Below are 16,739 nucleotides of genomic sequence, written 5' to 3' on the forward strand. Positions count from 1 at the left end.
CGCTGTGCCCACCGAGGAACCACCGCGCCGCCGCGTGTCCGGCCCGCCCCGCCCCCGCGGGCGGACGGGCGCGGCAGGCCGCTCGGGCGCCCGCCGCCCGCGCACCCCGGCGAACCGCCCCGGCGCGTCCGCGCGCGGCCGGACGCCGCGCACCCTGCGCCTGGGCAGCCCGCGCCCCCGGCTGCGCCTGGTCGGCCTCGGGCTGACGCTGGTCATGCTGGTCTTCGTGGCCCGCCTGCTCCAGGTCCAGGCCGTCGACGCCGACGCGTACGCGGCCAAGGCCGAGAAGAACCGCTACCTGGAGTACACGGTCGCCGCCGAGCGCGGCGAGATCACCGACCGCAAGGGCGTGGCGCTGGCCACCAGCGTCGACGCGCACAACATCACGGCCGACCCCCTGATGTTCACCCCCGAGGAGAGCAAGGCCCCCGACGCGCCCCAGCAGGCCGCCGCCCTGCTCGCCCCGATCCTCGGCAAGGACGTCGGCGAGCTGACCGAGAAGCTTTCCGCGTCCAAGCTCCGCTACACGGTCCTGGCCTACCGCCAGACCCCCCAGGTCTGGCGGCAGATCAAGGACCTCAAGGCGGCCTTCGCCGAGAAGGCCGCCGAGGACAAGCAGAACGGCGGCCCCGGAGCCAACGTCCTGGCCGGCGTCCTCCAGGAGCCGACCACCAAGCGGGTCTACCCCAACGGAGACCTGGCCGCCGGGATACTGGGCTTCGTCAGCGCCGACGGCAAGGGCGGCGGCGGCCTCGAATCGCAGCTCGACAAGCAGCTCGCGGGCGAGGACGGCCTGATCCGCTACGCCCACGCCGGCGGCCGCCGCGTCCCCACCATCGGCGCCCGCGAGGACCCGGCCGTCCCCGGCGACGACGTCGAGCTGACCATCGACCGGGACATCCAGTGGGCCGCCCAGCGGGCCATCGCCGACCAGGTCGAGAAGTCCCAGGCCGACCGGGGCTACGTCATCGTGCAGAACACCCGGACCGGCGAGCTGCTGGCCATGGCCAACGCCCCCGGATACGACCCCAACGACCTCTCCCGCGCCACCTCCGCGTCCCTGGGCAACGCCGCCCTCCAGGACGTGTACGAGCCCGGCTCCACCAGCAAGGTCATGTCCATGGCCGCCGTGCTGGAGGAGAGGGCGGCCACGCCCGGCACCCACGTCACCGTCCCCAACCGGCTGCACCGCGGCGACCGCCTCTTCAAGGACGACGTCGACCACCCCACCTGGTACCTCACGCTCAACGGGGTCCTCGCCAAGTCCAGCAACATCGGCACCATCCTGGCGACCGGCCAGCTCGGGAAGGACCAGGCCGAGTCCAACCGGATCCTCTACTCCTACCTGCGCAAGTTCGGCATGGGCAGCAGGACCGGACTCGGCTACCCCGGAGAGTCGCCCGGCCTGCTCGCCCCGCCGAAGCAGTGGTCGACCTCGCAGCAGTACACGATCCCCTTCGGCCAGGGCCTCTCGCTCAACGCCGTGCAGGCCGCCTCCGTCTTCTCCACCGTCGCCAACGGCGGCGTACGCATCGCCCCCACCCTCGTCCGCGGCGCCAAGGGCCCCGACGGGCGCTTCACCCCCGCCCCGGCCCCGGAGAAGAACCGGGTGGTCAGCGAGAAGACGGCCAAGACCCTGGCGGCGATGCTGGAGTCCGTCGTCGACGACACCGAGGGCACCGGCACCAAGGCCGCGATCCCCGGCTACCGGGTCGCGGGCAAGACCGGCACCGCCAACCGGGTCGACCCGGTCCGCGGCGTCTACCAGGGCTACACCGCATCCTTCGCGGGGTTCGCCCCCGCCGACGACCCGCAGATCACCGTGTACTGCGCGATCCAGAACCCCACCCGCGGCAGCTACTTCGGCGGCCAGATCTGCGGCCCGATCTACAAGCAGGTCATGGAGTTCGCTCTCAAGACCCTCCAGATCCCCCCGTCCGGCAGCAAGCCGCCCCGGCTGCCGGTCTCCTTCCAGCCCGGCGAGTGAACACGGGGACGCGCGAGCGTCCCCCCGAGGGAAGCCCAGTGACGACCATCACCCCCGATCGCGGGAACCGCGACGAGAACCCCCGCCGCCCGCGTCCCTCGCTTCGCGGGACGCGGCCCCAGCCCGGTACGCTCACCGCCGTGCACCACGCTGACCAGTCCCAAACCACCCAGAAGGACGCCCCTGTGACCTATCCGGGAGCGCCCCGACCGGACCGGCTCCGGCCCACCCCCCTCAGCGCGCTGGCCGACCGGATCGGCACCGCGGCGCCCGTCGAGGGCGAGGCCACCGGCATCACCCACGACTCGCGGGCCGTGCGCCCCGGCGACGTGTACGCCGCCCTGCCCGGCGCCCGCCTCCACGGCGCCGACTTCGCGGCCCAGGCCGCGGGCCTCGGCGCCGCCGCCGTCCTCACCGACCCCACCGGCGCCGAACGCGCCGCCGCCACCGGCCTGCCGGTCCTGGTCGCCGAGGACCCGCGCGCCGTCATGGGCGAACTGGCCGCCGACATCTACGGGCGGCCCGGCGTCGGCCTGCTCCAGATCGGCATCACCGGGACGTCCGGCAAGACCACCACCGCCTACCTGGTCGAGGGCGGGCTGCGCGCCGCCGGCCGCCCCACCGGGCTGATCGGCACCGTCGAGATGCGGATCGGCGACGAGCGCATCAAGTCCGAGCGCACCACCCCCGAAGCCACCGACCTCCAGGCCCTGTTCGCCGTCATGCGCGAACGCGGCGTCGAGGCGGTCGCCATGGAGGTCTCCAGCCACGCCCTGGTGCTCGGCCGGGTCGACGGCTGCGTCTTCGACGTCGCCGTCTTCAACAACCTCAGCCCGGAGCACATGGAGTTCCACTCCGGCATGGAGGACTACTTCCAGGCCAAGGCCAAGCTCTTCACCCCCGAGCGCAGCCACCGCGGCGTCGTGAACTTCGACGACGAGTACGGCCGCAGGCTCCTGACCGAGTCCGGGGTGCCGGTCACCAGCTTCTCCGCCGAGGGCCACCCCGACGCCGACTGGCACGCCGAGGACGTCGAGGTCGGACCGCAGGACAGCACCTTCACCGCCGTGGGGCCCGACGGCGAGCGGATCACCGCCCGCGCCCCGCTGCCCGGCCCGTTCAACGTCGCCAACACCCTCGCCGCGATCGTCACCCTCGCCGTCGCCGGCGTCGACCCGCAGACCGCCGCCGACGGCGTCGCGGCCGTCCCCGGAGTCCCCGGCCGGCTGGAGCGGGTGGACGCCGGACAGCCCTACCTCGCCGTCGTCGACTACGCGCACAAGACCGACGCCGTCGAGTCGGTGCTGCGCTCCCTGCGCAAGGTCACCGAGGGCCGGGTGCACATCGTCCTCGGCTGCGGCGGCGACCGCGACACCACCAAGCGCGGCCCGATGGGCGCGGCGGCCGCCCGCCTCGCCGACACCGCCGTGCTGACCTCCGACAACCCCCGTTCCGAGGACCCCCTCGCGATCCTCGCCGCCATGCTCTCCGGCGCCGCCGAGGTGCCCGTGCACGAACGCGGCGACGTGCTGGTCGACGCCGACCGCGCCTCGGCGATCGCCGCCGCCGTGGCCCGCGCCGAACCGGGCGACACCGTCCTCGTCGCGGGCAAGGGGCACGAGCAGGGTCAGGACATCCACGGGGTGGTACGCCCCTTCGACGACCGCAAGGTCCTGCACGCAGCCATCGAGCGGTCCCCGGGGCGCACCGGCGCCGCCGCCCGCGGACCGCACCCCGAGAACAACAGTCAGGGATGACCCAGTGATCGCCCTTTCCCTCGCCGAGATCGCAGAAATCGTCGGCGGGCAGTCGTACGACATACCGGACCCGGCAGTCACCGTGACCGGACCCGTCGTCATCGACTCCCGCGAGGTCGCGCCCGGCAGCCTGTTCGCCGCGTTCGCCGGCGAACGGGTCGACGGCCACGACTACGCGCAGCGCGCCGTCGAGGCGGGCGCGGCAGCCGTGCTGGCCGCCCGCCCCGTCGGTGTTCCCGCGATCGTCGTGGACGACGTCGTCGGAGCGCTCGGAGCCCTCGCCCGCGCCGTCGTCGGCCGCCTCGGCACCACCGTCGTCGGCCTGACCGGCTCGGCGGGCAAGACGTCCACCAAGGACCTGATCGCCCAGCTCCTGGAGCGCCGGGCCCCCACCGTCTGGACGCCCGGCTCGCTCAACAACGAGATCGGCCTGCCCCTCACGGCCCTGCGCGCCACCGCCGAGACCCGGCACCTGGTCCTGGAGATGGGGGCCCGGGGGATCGGCCACATCCACTACCTGGCCGACCTCACCCCGCCCCGCATCGGCCTGGTCCTCAACGTCGGCTCCGCCCACCTCGGCGAGTTCGGCAGCCGGGAGGCCATCGCACAGGCCAAGGGCGAGCTGGTCGAGGTCCTCCCCGAGGACGGCTGCGCCGTCCTCAACGCCGACGACCCCCTCGTCCGCGCCATGGCGGCGCGCACCAAGGCCCGCGTCCTGCTCTTCGGAGAAGCCCCGGAAGCGGACGTACGGGGCGAGAAGGTCAGGATGACCGCCGACGGACGGCCCTGCTTCGAGCTCCATACGCCTACCGGGTGCAGCGACGTGACCTTGCGCCTGTACGGTGAGCACCACGTGTCGAACGCGCTCGCCGCGGCCGCCGTCGCCCATGAGTTGGGCATGTCCGTGACCGAGATCGCCGAAGGGCTGTCGGGTGCGGGCACCCTCTCCCGCTGGCGCATGGAGGTCACCGAGCGTCCGGACGGTGTGACGGTCGTCAATGACGCCTACAACGCGAACCCCGAATCCATGAGAGCCGCACTGCGCGCGCTGGCCGCCATGGGTCAGGCCCGACAGGGCGACGGGGGGCGCACCTGGGCGGTGCTCGGTCAGATGGCCGAGCTGGGCGACGCGTCGCTCGCCGAGCACGACGCGGTCGGACGGCTCGCCGTCCGACTCAACGTCAGCAAGCTCGTCGCTGTCGGGGGCAGAGAAGCCTCCTGGCTGCAACTGGGCGCATATAACGAGGGTTCGTGGGGTGAGGAGTCGGTGCACGTGTCCGACGCACAGGCGGCCGTCGACCTGTTGCGCAGTGAACTGCGTCCGGGAGACGTCGTGCTGGTGAAGGCGTCCCGTTCGGTCGGCCTGGAGAGGGTCGCCCAGGCACTGCTGGAGAACTCGACCGAGGGCGAGGTCACCGGCCGATGAGGCAGATCCTCTTCGCGGGGGCCATCGGGCTCTTCCTGACCCTGGTCGGTACCCCGCTGCTGATCAAGCTGCTGGCCCGCAAGGGATACGGGCAGTTCATCCGGGACGACGGCCCGCGCACGCACGGGAGCAAGAAGGGCACGCCCACGATGGGCGGCATCGCCTTCATCCTGGCGACGATCATCGCGTACGTCCTCGCGAAGGTCATCACGGGCGAGGAGATGCGCTTCTCCGGCATCCTGGTCCTGTTCCTGATGGCGGGGATGGGGCTCGTCGGGTTCCTCGACGACTACATCAAGATCGTCAAGCAGCGCTCGCTCGGTCTGCGGGCCAAGGCGAAGATGGCCGGGCAGTTGATCGTCGGCATCGCCTTCGCGGTGCTCTCGCTCCAGTTCGCCGACTCCAGCGGGAACACCCCCGCCTCCACCCGGCTCTCGTTCGTCGAGGACTTCGGCTGGTCGATCGGCCCGGTGCTGTTCTGCGTCTGGGCGCTGTTCATGATCCTCGCCATGTCCAACGGCGTGAACCTCACCGACGGCCTCGACGGCCTGGCCACCGGCGCCTCGGTGATGGTCTTCGGCGCCTACACCTTCATCGGCCTCTGGCAGTTCCAGGAGTCCTGCGCCAACGCGGACTCCCTGACCAACCCGAGCGCCTGCTTCGAGGTGCGCGACCCGCTCGACCTCGCCGTCGTCGCCTCCGCCCTGATGGGCGCCTGCTTCGGCTTCCTGTGGTGGAACACCTCGCCCGCCAAGATCTTCATGGGCGACACCGGCTCGCTCGCCCTCGGCGGCGCGCTCGCGGGCCTCGCGATCTGCTCCCGCACCGAGTTCCTGCTCGCCATCCTCGGCGGCCTCTTCGTGATGATCACCATGTCCGTGGTCATCCAGGTCGGTTCGTTCAAGATGACCGGCAAGCGGGTCTTCCGGATGGCGCCGCTCCAGCACCACTTCGAACTCAAGGGGTGGTCCGAGGTCCTGGTCGTGGTCCGCTTCTGGATCATCCAGGGCATGTGCGTGATCGTCGGCCTCGGCCTCTTCTACGCGGGATGGGCAGCCAAGAAGTGAGCAGCGCGGACTGGCAGGGCAAGCACGTCACCGTCGCCGGGCTCGGCGTCAGCGGAATCCCCGCGGCGCGCGCCCTGCACGAGCGCGGAGCGCTCGTCACCGTCGTCAACGACGGCGACGACGAGCGCGCCCGCGCGCAGGCGGCCGAACTGGAGGCGCTGGGCATCACGGTGCGCCTCGGCGACGGCGCCACCCTGCCGCCGTCCGCGGAACTCGTCGTCACCGCCCCCGGCTGGCAGCCGGACAAGCCGCTCTTCCTGGCTGCCGCCGAGGCGGGCGTCCCCGTCTGGGGCGACGTCGAACTGGCCTGGCGGCTGCGCGGGGAGGGCGGCCGCCGGGCGGCCCCCTGGCTCGCGGTCACCGGCACCAACGGCAAGACCACCACCGTACGGATGCTGGCCTCGATCCTCGAAGCGGCCGGCCTGCGCACGGCGGCGGTCGGCAACATCGGCGTATCGCTGCTGGACGCGGTGGTCGGGGACGAGGAGTACGACGTCCTCGCCGTCGAACTCTCCAGCTACCAACTGCACTGGGCGCCCTCGCTGCGCGCCCACTCCGCCGCCGTCCTCAACCTGGCGCCGGACCACCTCGACTGGCACGGCTCGATGGAGGCGTACGCCGCCGACAAGGGCCGGGTCTACGAGGGCAACACGGTCGCCTGCGTCTACAACGCGGCCGACCCGGCCACCGAGGACCTGGTCCGCGCGGCCGACGTCGAGGAGGGCTGCCGGGCCATCGGCTTCACGCTGGGCGCCCCCGGCCCCTCGCAGCTCGGCGTGGTCGACGGCATCCTCGTCGACCGGGCGTTCGTCGCCAACCGTCAGAAGCAGGCCCAGGAGCTGGCCGAGGTCGCCGACGTCCACCCGCCGGCCCCGCACAACATCGCCAACGCGCTCGCCGCCGCCGCCCTGGCCCGCGCCTTCGGCGTGGAGCCGGCCGCCGTACGCGACGGGCTGCGGGCCTTCCGCCCGGACGCCCACCGCATCGAGCACGTCGCGGACGTCGACGCGGTCGCGTACGTCGACGACTCCAAGGCCACCAACACCCATGCCGCGCAGGCGTCCCTCGCGGCCTACGACTCCGTCGTCTGGATCGCGGGCGGCCTCGCCAAGGGCGCCACCTTCGACGAGCTGGTCGCCGGCGCGGCGGAGCGGCTGCGCGGGGTCGTGCTGATGGGCGCCGACCGGGCCCTGATCCGCGAAGCCCTGGCGCGACACGCCCCGGAGGTCCCGGTGGCCGACCTCGACCGGACCGACACTGGGGCGATGTCCGAAGCGGTCGCACGCGCCGCCGAGCTGGCCCGGCCGGGCGACACGGTGCTGCTGGCCCCGGCCTGCGCCTCGATGGACATGTTCACCAACTACACCAAGCGGGGCGAGGCGTTCGCGGACGCCGTCCGCGCGCGCGCCGACGAGGGCGCCTGAGCGACCCGGCCTCCGCGCCCGGATCGAGAGCCCCGGTACGAGCAGTGGAGGGGACAGCGACAATGCCGGCCGACGAGAGACGCGCCGCAGGGCGAGCGGACCGCGCCAGGGCGCCCCGCCGGGCCGCGGCGCTCCGCCCCCTCGCCGCGGCGCCCGCCCCGGCGGGCGCGCCGCTGCCCGCCGGGCTCGCCCTGCGCGGACGCCTCGCCACCGGCTCCCGGCGGCCCCCCGCGGCCCCGCGGGGCTCCGGCCGGGGCGGCGGCGCACACCCCCGCTCCCCGCGCGGCGGCGTGCGCCGGAGCTACGAGCGGGCGCGGCGGGCCTGGGACCGCCCCCTGACCGCCTACTACGTGATCCTCGGCTCCAGCCTCCTGATCACCGTGCTGGGCCTGGTGATGGTCTACTCCGCCTCGATGATCAAGGCGCTGGACATCAGCAAGCCCTCGACGTACTTCTTCGGCAAGCAGTTCTTCGCCGCCGTGATCGGCGGCGGGCTGATGCTGGCCGCCGCCCGGATGCCCGTCAAGCTCCACCGCGCCCTGGCCTACCCGATGCTGGTGATCACCGTCTTCCTGATGGTCCTGGTCCAGGTGCCGGGGATCGGGAAGTCGGTCAACGGCAACCAGAACTGGCTCTACCTGGGCGGCCCCTTCCAGCTCCAGCCCAGCGAGTTCGGCAAGCTCGCCCTGGTCCTGTGGGGGGCGGACCTGCTGGCCCGCAAGCACGACAAGCGGCTCCTGGCCCAGTGGAAGCACATGCTCGTGCCGCTCGTCCCGGTCGCCTTCATGCTGCTCGGGCTGATCATGCTCGGCGGCGACATGGGCACGGCGATCATCCTCACCGCGATCCTGTTCGGCCTGCTCTGGCTGGCCGGGGCCCCCACCCGGCTGTTCGCCGGGGTGCTCGCCTTCGCCGCCGTCATCGCCCTCGCCCTGATCGGGGCCAGCCCCAACCGCATGTCCCGGCTCGCCTGCATGGGGGTGAGCGAACCCGACGCGGAGGGCGGCTGCTGGCAGGCCGCGCACGGGATCTATGCTCTGGCGTCCGGCGGATGGTTCGGTTCCGGGCTGGGGGCCAGTGTGGAAAAATGGGGCCAACTCCCTGAACCCCACACCGACTTCATCTTCGCCATCACCGGCGAGGATCTCGGTCTGGCGGGGACGCTGTCCGTGCTCGCCCTGTTCGCGGCTCTAGGCTATGCGGGTATCCGCGTCGCCGGACGCACGGAGGACCCCTTCGTGAGGTATGCGGCGGGAGGCGTGACCACCTGGATCACGGCCCAGGCCGTGATCAACATCGGTGCGGTGCTCGGCCTGTTGCCGATCGCCGGTGTCCCGCTCCCGCTGTTCTCCTACGGAGGGTCCGCCCTGCTGCCGACGATGTTCGCGGTCGGGCTCATGATCGCCTTCGCGCGGGAGGACCCCGCCGCGAAGGCGTCCCTGGCCATGCGGAGGACCGGGGTGAGATGGAAGACGATGAGACGGCGCGTCAAGAAGCGTCCGTCCGGAGAGCGGTGAATTTCGGTGCATGTCGTACTCGCCGGCGGGGGGACCGCCGGGCACATCGAGCCCGCGCTTGCCCTCGCAGACGCCCTGCGCAGGCAGGACCCGACCGTGGGGATCACTGCCCTCGGCACGGAACGCGGACTGGAGACCAGGCTCGTACCCGAGCGGGGCTACGAGTTGGCCCTCATCCCCGCCGTACCGCTGCCCCGCAAGCCCACACCCGAGCTGATCACCGTTCCGGGCCGGCTGCGCGGCACCATCAAGGCCGCCGAGCAGGTCCTGGAGCGCACCAAGGCGGACTGCGTGGTCGGCTTCGGCGGCTACGTCGCGCTGCCCGGCTACCTCGCCGCCAAGCGCGCCGGCGTGCCGATCGTCGTCCACGAGGCCAACGCCCGTCCGGGACTCGCCAACAAGATCGGCTCCCGGTACGCCCACGGGGTCGCCGTCTCCACCCCGGACAGCAAGCTGCGGGGCGCCCGCTACATCGGCATCCCGCTGCGCCGCACGATCGCCACCCTGGACCGCGCGCGGGCCCGTCCGGAAGCGCGTGCCGCCTTCGGCCTCGACCCCAACCTGCCCACCCTGCTGGTCTCCGGCGGCTCCCAGGGCGCGCGCCACCTCAACGAGGTGGTCCAGCGGGTCGCGCCCGTGCTCCAGCGCTCGGGCATCCAGATCCTCCATGTGGTCGGTCCGAAGAACGAATTGCCGCGGATCGACAACATGCCCGGTATGCCGCCCTACATCCCGGTACCGTACGTGGACAGGATGGACCTCGCGTACGCCGCGGCCGACATGATGCTCTGCCGCGCGGGCGCGATGACCGTCGCCGAACTCTCCGCCGTCGGGCTCCCCGCCGCCTACGTCCCGCTGCCCATCGGCAACGGCGAACAGCGGCTCAACGCCCAGCCGGTGGTCAACGCCGGCGGCGGTCTGCTGGTGGACGACGCGGCGCTCACCCCCGAGTGGGTGCAGGGCAACGTCCTGCCGGTACTGTCGGACCCCCACCGGCTGTACGAAATGTCGCGTGCGGCCGCGGAGTTCGGCCGACGCGACGCCGACGACCTGCTCGTCGGCATGGTGTACGAAGCGATCGCCTCGCGCCGCTAGGCGTGCGGCGCGAGGCGGTGCGGGTCCGGGGCCGAGGCCCCGGACCCGGCGAAGGAGCGAGCGTGGCCGGACCGACGACCGCCCAGCGCGGCGCATCCGGGCGGGCGGACGCCGCCGCCCGCCCGCCGCACATCGACCCCGGAGAGCGCCGGATCGGCCGCCGCGCCCTGGGGGTCCTCGTCGCCGTGGCGGCGGCCGTGCTCGCCGCCGCGGTCCTGTGGGTGCTCTACGGCTCCTCCTGGTTCCGCGTGGAGCGGGTCGGCACGACCGGCGTCGAGGTGCTCACCCGCGAGGAGGTGGAGGAGGTCGCCGCCGTGCCGATCGGCGCGCCCCTGGTCTCCGTCGACACGGACGCCATGGAGCGCAGGCTGCGCCGCGAACTGCCCCGCATCGACACGGTGGAGGTCGTCCGGTCCTGGCCGCACGGCATCGGCCTGGAGGTGACCGAGCGCACACCGGTCCTGCTGGTCCCCAAGGGCGGGAAGTTCGTGGAGGTGGACGAGGAGGGCGTGCGCTTCGCCACCGTGGCGAAGGCGCCTCGGGGCGTGCCGCTGCTGGAGTTCAACCCCCGCCCCTCGGCGAGCCTTCGGCGTTTCGGCGCCGACCGCCTGGCGCGGGAGGCGGTCCGGGTGGCCGGCGACCTTCCGGCGGGCCTCGCGCGGCAGACCGCGGCCGTCCGGATCACCTCGTTCGACGGGATCTCCCTGCGGCTCACGCGGGACCGTGTGGTGACCTGGGGCAGTTCGGAGGACGGAGCCGTGAAGGCGCGCGTCCTGGCCGCGCTCATGAAAGCCGTCCCCAAAGGGGGACACTTCGACGTAACCGCTCCCACCGCCCCTGCGGTTTCAGCGAGTTGACGGGCATTTGTGCTGGCCAGCACCCTGGTTGGTCAGCGCTACGGGTGATCACATAGGGTGAAAAGAAAAACGGGAGGTTCGGCGTGTTCGTTGAACGCGCGCCACTTGTCGACTTAGTGTCCTGTTCGGAAGAGTCCAGCAAGCAGACGCACTGGTAACCCTAAACTTCAACGTTAGGGTTTGGGTCGGCGTTCGGACCGTCCCCATCGACATCAGTCGTCGCCGCGGATGTCACCGCAGAGCGACGACACGTAACTCGAGGCGAGAGGCCTTCGACGTGGCAGCACCGCAGAACTACCTCGCAGTCATCAAGGTCATCGGTGTCGGCGGCGGTGGTGTCAATGCCATCAACCGAATGATCGAGGTCGGCCTCAAGGGCGTTGAGTTCATCGCGATCAACACGGATGCGCAAGCGCTGTTGATGAGCGACGCCGACGTCAAGCTCGACGTCGGCCGCGAACTCACCCGTGGCCTCGGCGCCGGGGCGAACCCGGCCGTCGGTCGCAAGGCGGCAGAGGACCACCGCGAGGAGATCGAGGAGGTCCTCAAGGGGGCCGACATGGTCTTCGTCACCGCCGGGGAAGGCGGCGGCACCGGCACCGGCGGCGCACCCGTCGTCGCCAACATCGCGCGCTCCCTGGGCGCCCTCACGATCGGCGTGGTCACCCGCCCGTTCACCTTCGAGGGCCGGCGGCGCGCGAACCAGGCGGAGGACGGCATCGCCGAGCTCCGCGAAGAGGTCGACACGCTCATCGTCATCCCCAACGACCGCCTGCTGTCGATCTCGGACCGCCAGGTCAGCGTGCTCGACGCGTTCAAGTCGGCCGACCAGGTGCTGCTCTCGGGCGTGCAGGGCATCACCGACCTCATCACCACGCCGGGCCTGATCAACCTCGACTTCGCCGACGTCAAGTCGGTCATGTCCGAGGCCGGATCGGCGCTCATGGGCATCGGCTCCGCCCGCGGCGACGACCGCGCGGTGGCGGCGGCCGAGATGGCGATCTCCTCGCCGCTCCTGGAGGCGTCCATCGACGGCGCCCGCGGCGTCCTGCTCTCCATCTCCGGCGGCAGCGACCTCGGCCTCTTCGAGATCAACGAGGCCGCCCAACTGGTGAGCGAGGCGGCGCACCCCGAGGCCAACATCATCTTCGGCGCCGTCATCGACGACGCCCTGGGCGACGAGGTGCGGGTCACCGTGATCGCCGCGGGCTTCGACGGCGGACAGCCGCCGACCCGCCGCGAGAACGTCCTCGGCACGAGCAAGCGGGAGGAGCCGGCCGCCCCGGCCAGGTCCGCCGAGGCCGTGCGCCCGTCGAGCGGACTCGGCTCCGTGCCTCCGCGCGAGGAGAGCCCGGCCCCGGCCGACCCCGCCCCCGTGCCGGCCTCCGGCGAGAGCGCGCTTCCGCCGGTCTCCCCGCCGCACGTCCCGCCGGCCCGCCCCTACCAGGACGCCCAGGCCGAAGAGCTGGACGTCCCGGACTTCTTGAAGTGATAGACCAGCACAGGGCGGCACCCGTCACGGCCGGCGCTCACTTCGCCTTCACCGACCGGTGGGGCGGAGTGAGCGCCGCTCCGTACGACGAGCTGAACCTCGGCGGCGCGGTCGGCGACGACCCCGCCGCCGTCCGTGCGAACCGCGAGCGCGCCGCCCGCCGCTTCGGCCTCGACCCGGCCCGTGTCGTCTGGATGAACCAGGTGCACGGCCGGGACGTGGCCGTGGTGGACGGGCCCTGGGGTGCGGAGGCGGAGATTCCGGCGGTGGACGCGGTGGTGACCGCCCGGCGCGGACTGCCGCTCGCGGTGCTCACCGCCGACTGCACCCCCGTTCTCCTCGCCGACCCGGTCGCCGGAGTCGTGGCGGCGGCGCACGCCGGGCGGCCGGGGCTGGTCGCCGGGGTCGTCCCGGCGGTCGTCGAGGCCATGGCCGCGCTGGGCGCACGCCCCTCCCGGATCACCGCGCACACCGGTCCGGCCGTCTGCGGCCGGTGCTACGAGGTGCCGGCGGAGATGCGGGCCGCCGTCGCTGAGGCCGTCCCCGGCGCCTGGTCGGAGACGAGTTGGGGCACCCCGGCGGTGGACGTCACCGGTGGGGTCCACGCCCAGCTCGCGGACCTCGGCGTGACCGACCGGCGCCGATCGGCGGTCTGCACGCGGGAGTCGGGCGACCACTTCTCGTACCGCCGCGACCGCACCACCGGGCGGCTCGCCGGATATGTCTGGTTGGACTGATAGGGCATGACGGATCGCAAGGCACAACTCGCCGGGAACCTGGCGCGGGTGGAGGAACGGATCTCCTCCGCCTGCGCCGCGGCCGGCCGGGAGCGCGAGAGCGTGACCCTGATCGTGGTCACCAAGACCTACCCCGCGAGCGATGTGCGGATTCTGTGGGAACTCGGCGTACGCGATGTCGCGGAGAACCGCGACCAGGACGCGTCCCCCAAGGCCGCCGCCTGCGCGGATCTCTCCCTGACATGGCACTTCGTCGGGCAACTGCAGACCAACAAGGTGCGTTCCGTGACCGGTTATGCCGATGTCGTGCAGTCGGTCGACCGCCTCAAGCTGGTCACCGCCCTCTCGGCCGCGGCCGTGCGGCGGGAGCGGGAGATCGGCTGCCTGCTCCAGGTCGCCCTGGACGCGGGGAGCGGCGAGCGGGGCGAGCGCGGCGGCGTGGCGCCGGACGGGATCGAGGAGTTGGCGGCCGCGGTGGCCGGCGCCCCCGGCCTCCGGCTCGACGGCCTCATGACCGTGGCACCGCTGGCCGGCCCGTTCGCCGGACGCCAACGGGCGGCGTTCGACCGGTTGGTGGAATGCGCGGCACGCCTGCGCGCCGACCACCCGGCTGCCACCATGGTCTCCGCGGGCATGAGCGGGGACCTGGAGGACGCGGTGGCGGCCGGGGCGACACATGTACGCGTCGGTACGGCGGTACTCGGAGACCGACCCCGGCTCGGGTAACGTCGCAAAGCAAGTCGGACCACAGCAGAAAATATGGTCATTCCCACTCAAAAGGGTCAGACCACCGTGGATCGCGGGCACTTGGTGACGAATGCCGATCCACCACAGAGCGGAGGACTCGGAGCATGGCCGGCGCGATGCGCAAGATGGCGGTCTACCTCGGCCTCGTGGAGGACGATGGGTACGACGGTCCGGGGTTCGACCCCGACGACGAATTCGAACCTGAGCCGGAGCCCGAGCGCGACCGGCGGCGGCATCAGCCACCGCACCAGGTGGAACGCGAACACGAAAGGGACGAACCGGTACGAGCGGTACAACCGCCCGCCCCGCGCGAGCCGGTTCAGCTCCCCGTGGAAGGCGGGCGACCCGCCCGGATCGCCCCCGTGGCATCCATCACACCCGAACGTCCGAACATGGAGAAGAACGCACCGGTGATCATGCCCAAGGTCGTGTCCGAGCGGGAGCCGTACCGCATCACCACGCTGCACCCCAGGACCTACAACGAGGCCCGTACCATCGGGGAACACTTCCGTGAGGGCACTCCGGTGATCATGAATCTCACGGAGATGGACGACACGGATGCGAAGCGACTTGTCGACTTTGCCGCGGGACTCGTCTTCGGTCTCCATGGCAGCATTGAGCGCGTGACGCAGAAGGTGTTCCTGTTGTCGCCTGCTAACGTCGATGTCACGGCGGAGGACAAGGCCCGCATCGCAGAGGGCGGATTCTTCAACCAGAGCTGAGAACACGACACCGGAACGACCCGGCCGCGAGGCCGGAGCTACGAGAGCCAGGGGAGAGGGAAGCGCGGGACATGGGCGTCGCACTGGATGTGGTCTATATCGCGCTGATGTGTTTCCTCATCGTGCTGATCTTCCGGCTCGTCATGGACTACGTCTTCCAGTTCGCACGTTCATGGCAGCCCGGCAAGGCGATGGTGGTCGTACTCGAGGCCACCTACACTGTCACCGATCCACCGCTCAAGCTTCTGCGGCGGTTCATTCCGCCGCTGCGTCTCGGGGGCGTGGCACTCGACCTGTCCTTCTTCGTTCTGATGATCATCGTCTACATCCTGATCAGCGTTGTGGTCAGGTTGTGAGCGATACGGTCTTGCCGACTGCCGACGACTACGTAGAGGTGAAGAAGAGATGCCGTTGACCCCCGAGGACGTGCGGAACAAGCAGTTCACGACCGTCCGCCTCCGAGAAGGCTATGACGAGGACGAGGTCGATGCCTTTCTCGACGAGGTCGAATCGGAACTGACCCGTCTGCTCCGTGAGAACGAGGATCTGCGCGCCAAGCTGGCCGCCGCGACGCGTGCCGCCGCGCAGAACCAGCAGCAGCAACAGCAGCAGAACATGCGCAAGCCCCCGGAGGCGCAGGACCGTCCGGGCGCTCCGGTGCCCGCCGCCATATCGGGACCGCCGCAGCAGCAGCAGCCCCCGCAGATGGGTCCCCCCCAACTCGCCGGTGGCGCGCCGCAGTTGCCCGCAGGTCCCAGTGGCCACGGCCCCCAGGGCGGCCACGGTCCCGGTCCGCAGGGCCCCCACGGCCCCGGTCCGATGCAGGGCGGCCCCATGGGCGGTCCGATGGGCCACAACCCCCAGCAGCAGCAGATGCAGCAGATGCAGCAGATGCAGCCGCCGCAGATGCAGCAGCAGCAGGGTCCCGGCGGCGACAGCGCCGCCCGCGTCCTCTCGCTCGCGCAGCAGACCGCCGACCAGGCGATCGCGGAGGCCCGTTCCGAGGCCAACAAGATCGTCGGCGAGGCGCGCAGCCGCGCCGAGGGCCTGGAGCGCGACGCGCGCGCCAAGGCCGACGCCCTGGAGCGGGACGCGCAGGAGAAGCACCGCGTGGCGATGGGCTCGCTGGAGTCGGCCCGCGCGACGCTGGAGCGCAAGGTCGAGGACCTGCGCGGCTTCGAGCGCGAGTACCGCACGCGGCTGAAGTCGTACCTGGAGAGCCAGCTCCGTCAGTTGGAGACCCAGGCGGACGACTCGCTCGCCCCGCCGCGGACCCCGGCGGCCGCTTCGCTGCCGCCGTCCCCCTCGCTGGCTCCGGCCGGTGCGGGCGCGATGGGCCACTCCATGGGCAGCTCCAACCACGGCGGTCAGCAGATGGGCGGCGGCCCGTCGATGGGCGGCGCCCCGTCCTACGGCGGCCAGCAGCAGATGTCGCCCGCGATGACGCAGCCGATGGCGCCGGTGCGGCCGCAGGCGCCGCAGCCGATGCAGCAGGCGCCCTCGCCGATGCGCGGGTTCCTCATCGACGAGGACGACAACTGAGCGGTGCGCGCTCGCTGAGCGCGTAGCCGTCGGCAGGCGAAGGGCCGGGCCCCCGAGGATTCCTCGGGGGCCCGGCCCTTTCGTGTGCGGTGGCCCTCGCGTTCGGCGCGGTGGGGGCCCGCGGCGGACTTCTCCCCGAGACCGGGGCGCTGCCCCGGATCCCGGTCCCCGGGCGCCGGAGGGGCCGGGGGAGCGAGCCGAAGGGCTCGGCCGAGAGGCATTCCGCGGGGGCCGGTGCGCGGGGCGGGAAAGCGAGGGGCCCGGGGGGGGGGGGGGGGGGGGGGGGGGGGGGGGGGGGGGGGGTGGGGGGGGGGGTGTTTGTTTTTTCGGGGAAGGGAGGGGGGGGAAACGCCTACTTCTCCCCCCACC

At 72.2% G+C, this 16,739-nt stretch carries 14 protein-coding genes; all 14 read left to right on the forward strand.

The features are described from left to right. Positions 1-4 precede the first annotated feature (4 nt). The 14 genes from ACZ6EJ_RS05880 (at position 5) to ACZ6EJ_RS05945 (ending at position 16,370) form a co-directional block, all read left to right on the forward strand. The gene (locus ACZ6EJ_RS05880; RefSeq protein ID WP_469264896.1) at positions 5-1,987 is read left to right on the forward strand and encodes a peptidoglycan D,D-transpeptidase FtsI family protein; all 1,983 of its coding nucleotides are present in this window, start codon (positions 5-7) and stop codon (positions 1,985-1,987) included. 38 nt (positions 1,988-2,025) lie between these two features. After that, positions 2,026-3,744, forward strand: a complete 1,719-nt coding sequence (locus ACZ6EJ_RS05885) for a UDP-N-acetylmuramoyl-L-alanyl-D-glutamate--2,6-diaminopimelate ligase (RefSeq protein WP_469264897.1) — start codon at positions 2,026-2,028, stop codon at positions 3,742-3,744. A 4-nt stretch (positions 3,745-3,748) separates the two neighbouring features. Then, positions 3,749-5,170 (forward strand): UDP-N-acetylmuramoyl-tripeptide--D-alanyl-D-alanine ligase, encoded by a 1,422-nt coding sequence (locus ACZ6EJ_RS05890; protein ID WP_469264898.1) that lies wholly within the window; start codon positions 3,749-3,751, stop codon positions 5,168-5,170. Further along, on the forward strand, positions 5,167-6,237 hold the full coding sequence (gene mraY / locus ACZ6EJ_RS05895) for a phospho-N-acetylmuramoyl-pentapeptide-transferase (RefSeq protein WP_469264899.1): 1,071 nt from the start codon (positions 5,167-5,169) through the stop codon (positions 6,235-6,237). The genes ACZ6EJ_RS05890 and mraY overlap by 4 nt, the downstream gene beginning before the upstream one ends. Beyond that, positions 6,219-7,661 (forward strand): UDP-N-acetylmuramoyl-L-alanine--D-glutamate ligase, encoded by a 1,443-nt coding sequence (murD, locus tag ACZ6EJ_RS05900; RefSeq protein ID WP_469264900.1) that lies wholly within the window; start codon positions 6,219-6,221, stop codon positions 7,659-7,661. The genes mraY and murD overlap by 19 nt, the downstream gene beginning before the upstream one ends. A 62-nt stretch (positions 7,662-7,723) precedes the next feature. Continuing rightward, positions 7,724-9,178 carry a putative lipid II flippase FtsW gene (gene ftsW / locus ACZ6EJ_RS05905; RefSeq protein ID WP_469264901.1) on the forward strand — a complete coding sequence of 485 codons (1,455 nt, stop codon included), beginning with the start codon at positions 7,724-7,726 and terminating at the stop codon, positions 9,176-9,178. 6 nt (positions 9,179-9,184) lie between these two features. Beyond that, positions 9,185-10,273, forward strand: a complete 1,089-nt coding sequence (murG, locus tag ACZ6EJ_RS05910; RefSeq protein ID WP_469264902.1) for an undecaprenyldiphospho-muramoylpentapeptide beta-N-acetylglucosaminyltransferase — start codon at positions 9,185-9,187, stop codon at positions 10,271-10,273. Between the two features lie 62 nt (positions 10,274-10,335). Beyond that, complete coding sequence (locus tag ACZ6EJ_RS05915) at positions 10,336-11,130, forward strand: cell division protein FtsQ/DivIB (RefSeq protein ID WP_469264903.1); 795 nt, start codon at positions 10,336-10,338, stop codon at positions 11,128-11,130. Between the two features lie 277 nt (positions 11,131-11,407). Continuing rightward, a complete protein-coding gene (gene ftsZ, locus ACZ6EJ_RS05920; protein WP_469264904.1) occupies positions 11,408-12,622 on the forward strand; it encodes a cell division protein FtsZ in 1,215 nt (404 codons plus the stop codon). Beyond that, positions 12,619-13,359, forward strand: a complete 741-nt coding sequence (pgeF, locus tag ACZ6EJ_RS05925; protein WP_469264905.1) for a peptidoglycan editing factor PgeF — start codon at positions 12,619-12,621, stop codon at positions 13,357-13,359. The genes ftsZ and pgeF overlap by 4 nt, the downstream gene beginning before the upstream one ends. 6 nt (positions 13,360-13,365) lie before the next feature. Then, complete coding sequence (locus ACZ6EJ_RS05930) at positions 13,366-14,085, forward strand: YggS family pyridoxal phosphate-dependent enzyme (protein WP_469264906.1); 720 nt, start codon at positions 13,366-13,368, stop codon at positions 14,083-14,085. 125 nt (positions 14,086-14,210) lie between these two features. Beyond that, positions 14,211-14,828, forward strand: a complete 618-nt coding sequence (locus tag ACZ6EJ_RS05935) for a cell division protein SepF (RefSeq protein WP_469264907.1) — start codon at positions 14,211-14,213, stop codon at positions 14,826-14,828. A 71-nt stretch (positions 14,829-14,899) separates the two neighbouring features. Further along, a complete protein-coding gene (locus tag ACZ6EJ_RS05940; RefSeq protein ID WP_006123846.1) occupies positions 14,900-15,184 on the forward strand; it encodes a YggT family protein in 285 nt (94 codons plus the stop codon). A 49-nt stretch (positions 15,185-15,233) separates the two neighbouring features. Beyond that, positions 15,234-16,370: a DivIVA domain-containing protein gene (locus tag ACZ6EJ_RS05945; protein WP_469264908.1), complete on the forward strand. Its 1,137-nt coding sequence runs from the start codon at positions 15,234-15,236 to the stop codon at positions 16,368-16,370. Positions 16,371-16,739 lie beyond the last annotated feature (369 nt).

The sequence above is a fragment of the Streptomyces sp. NPDC041970 genome (assembly GCF_055588985.1).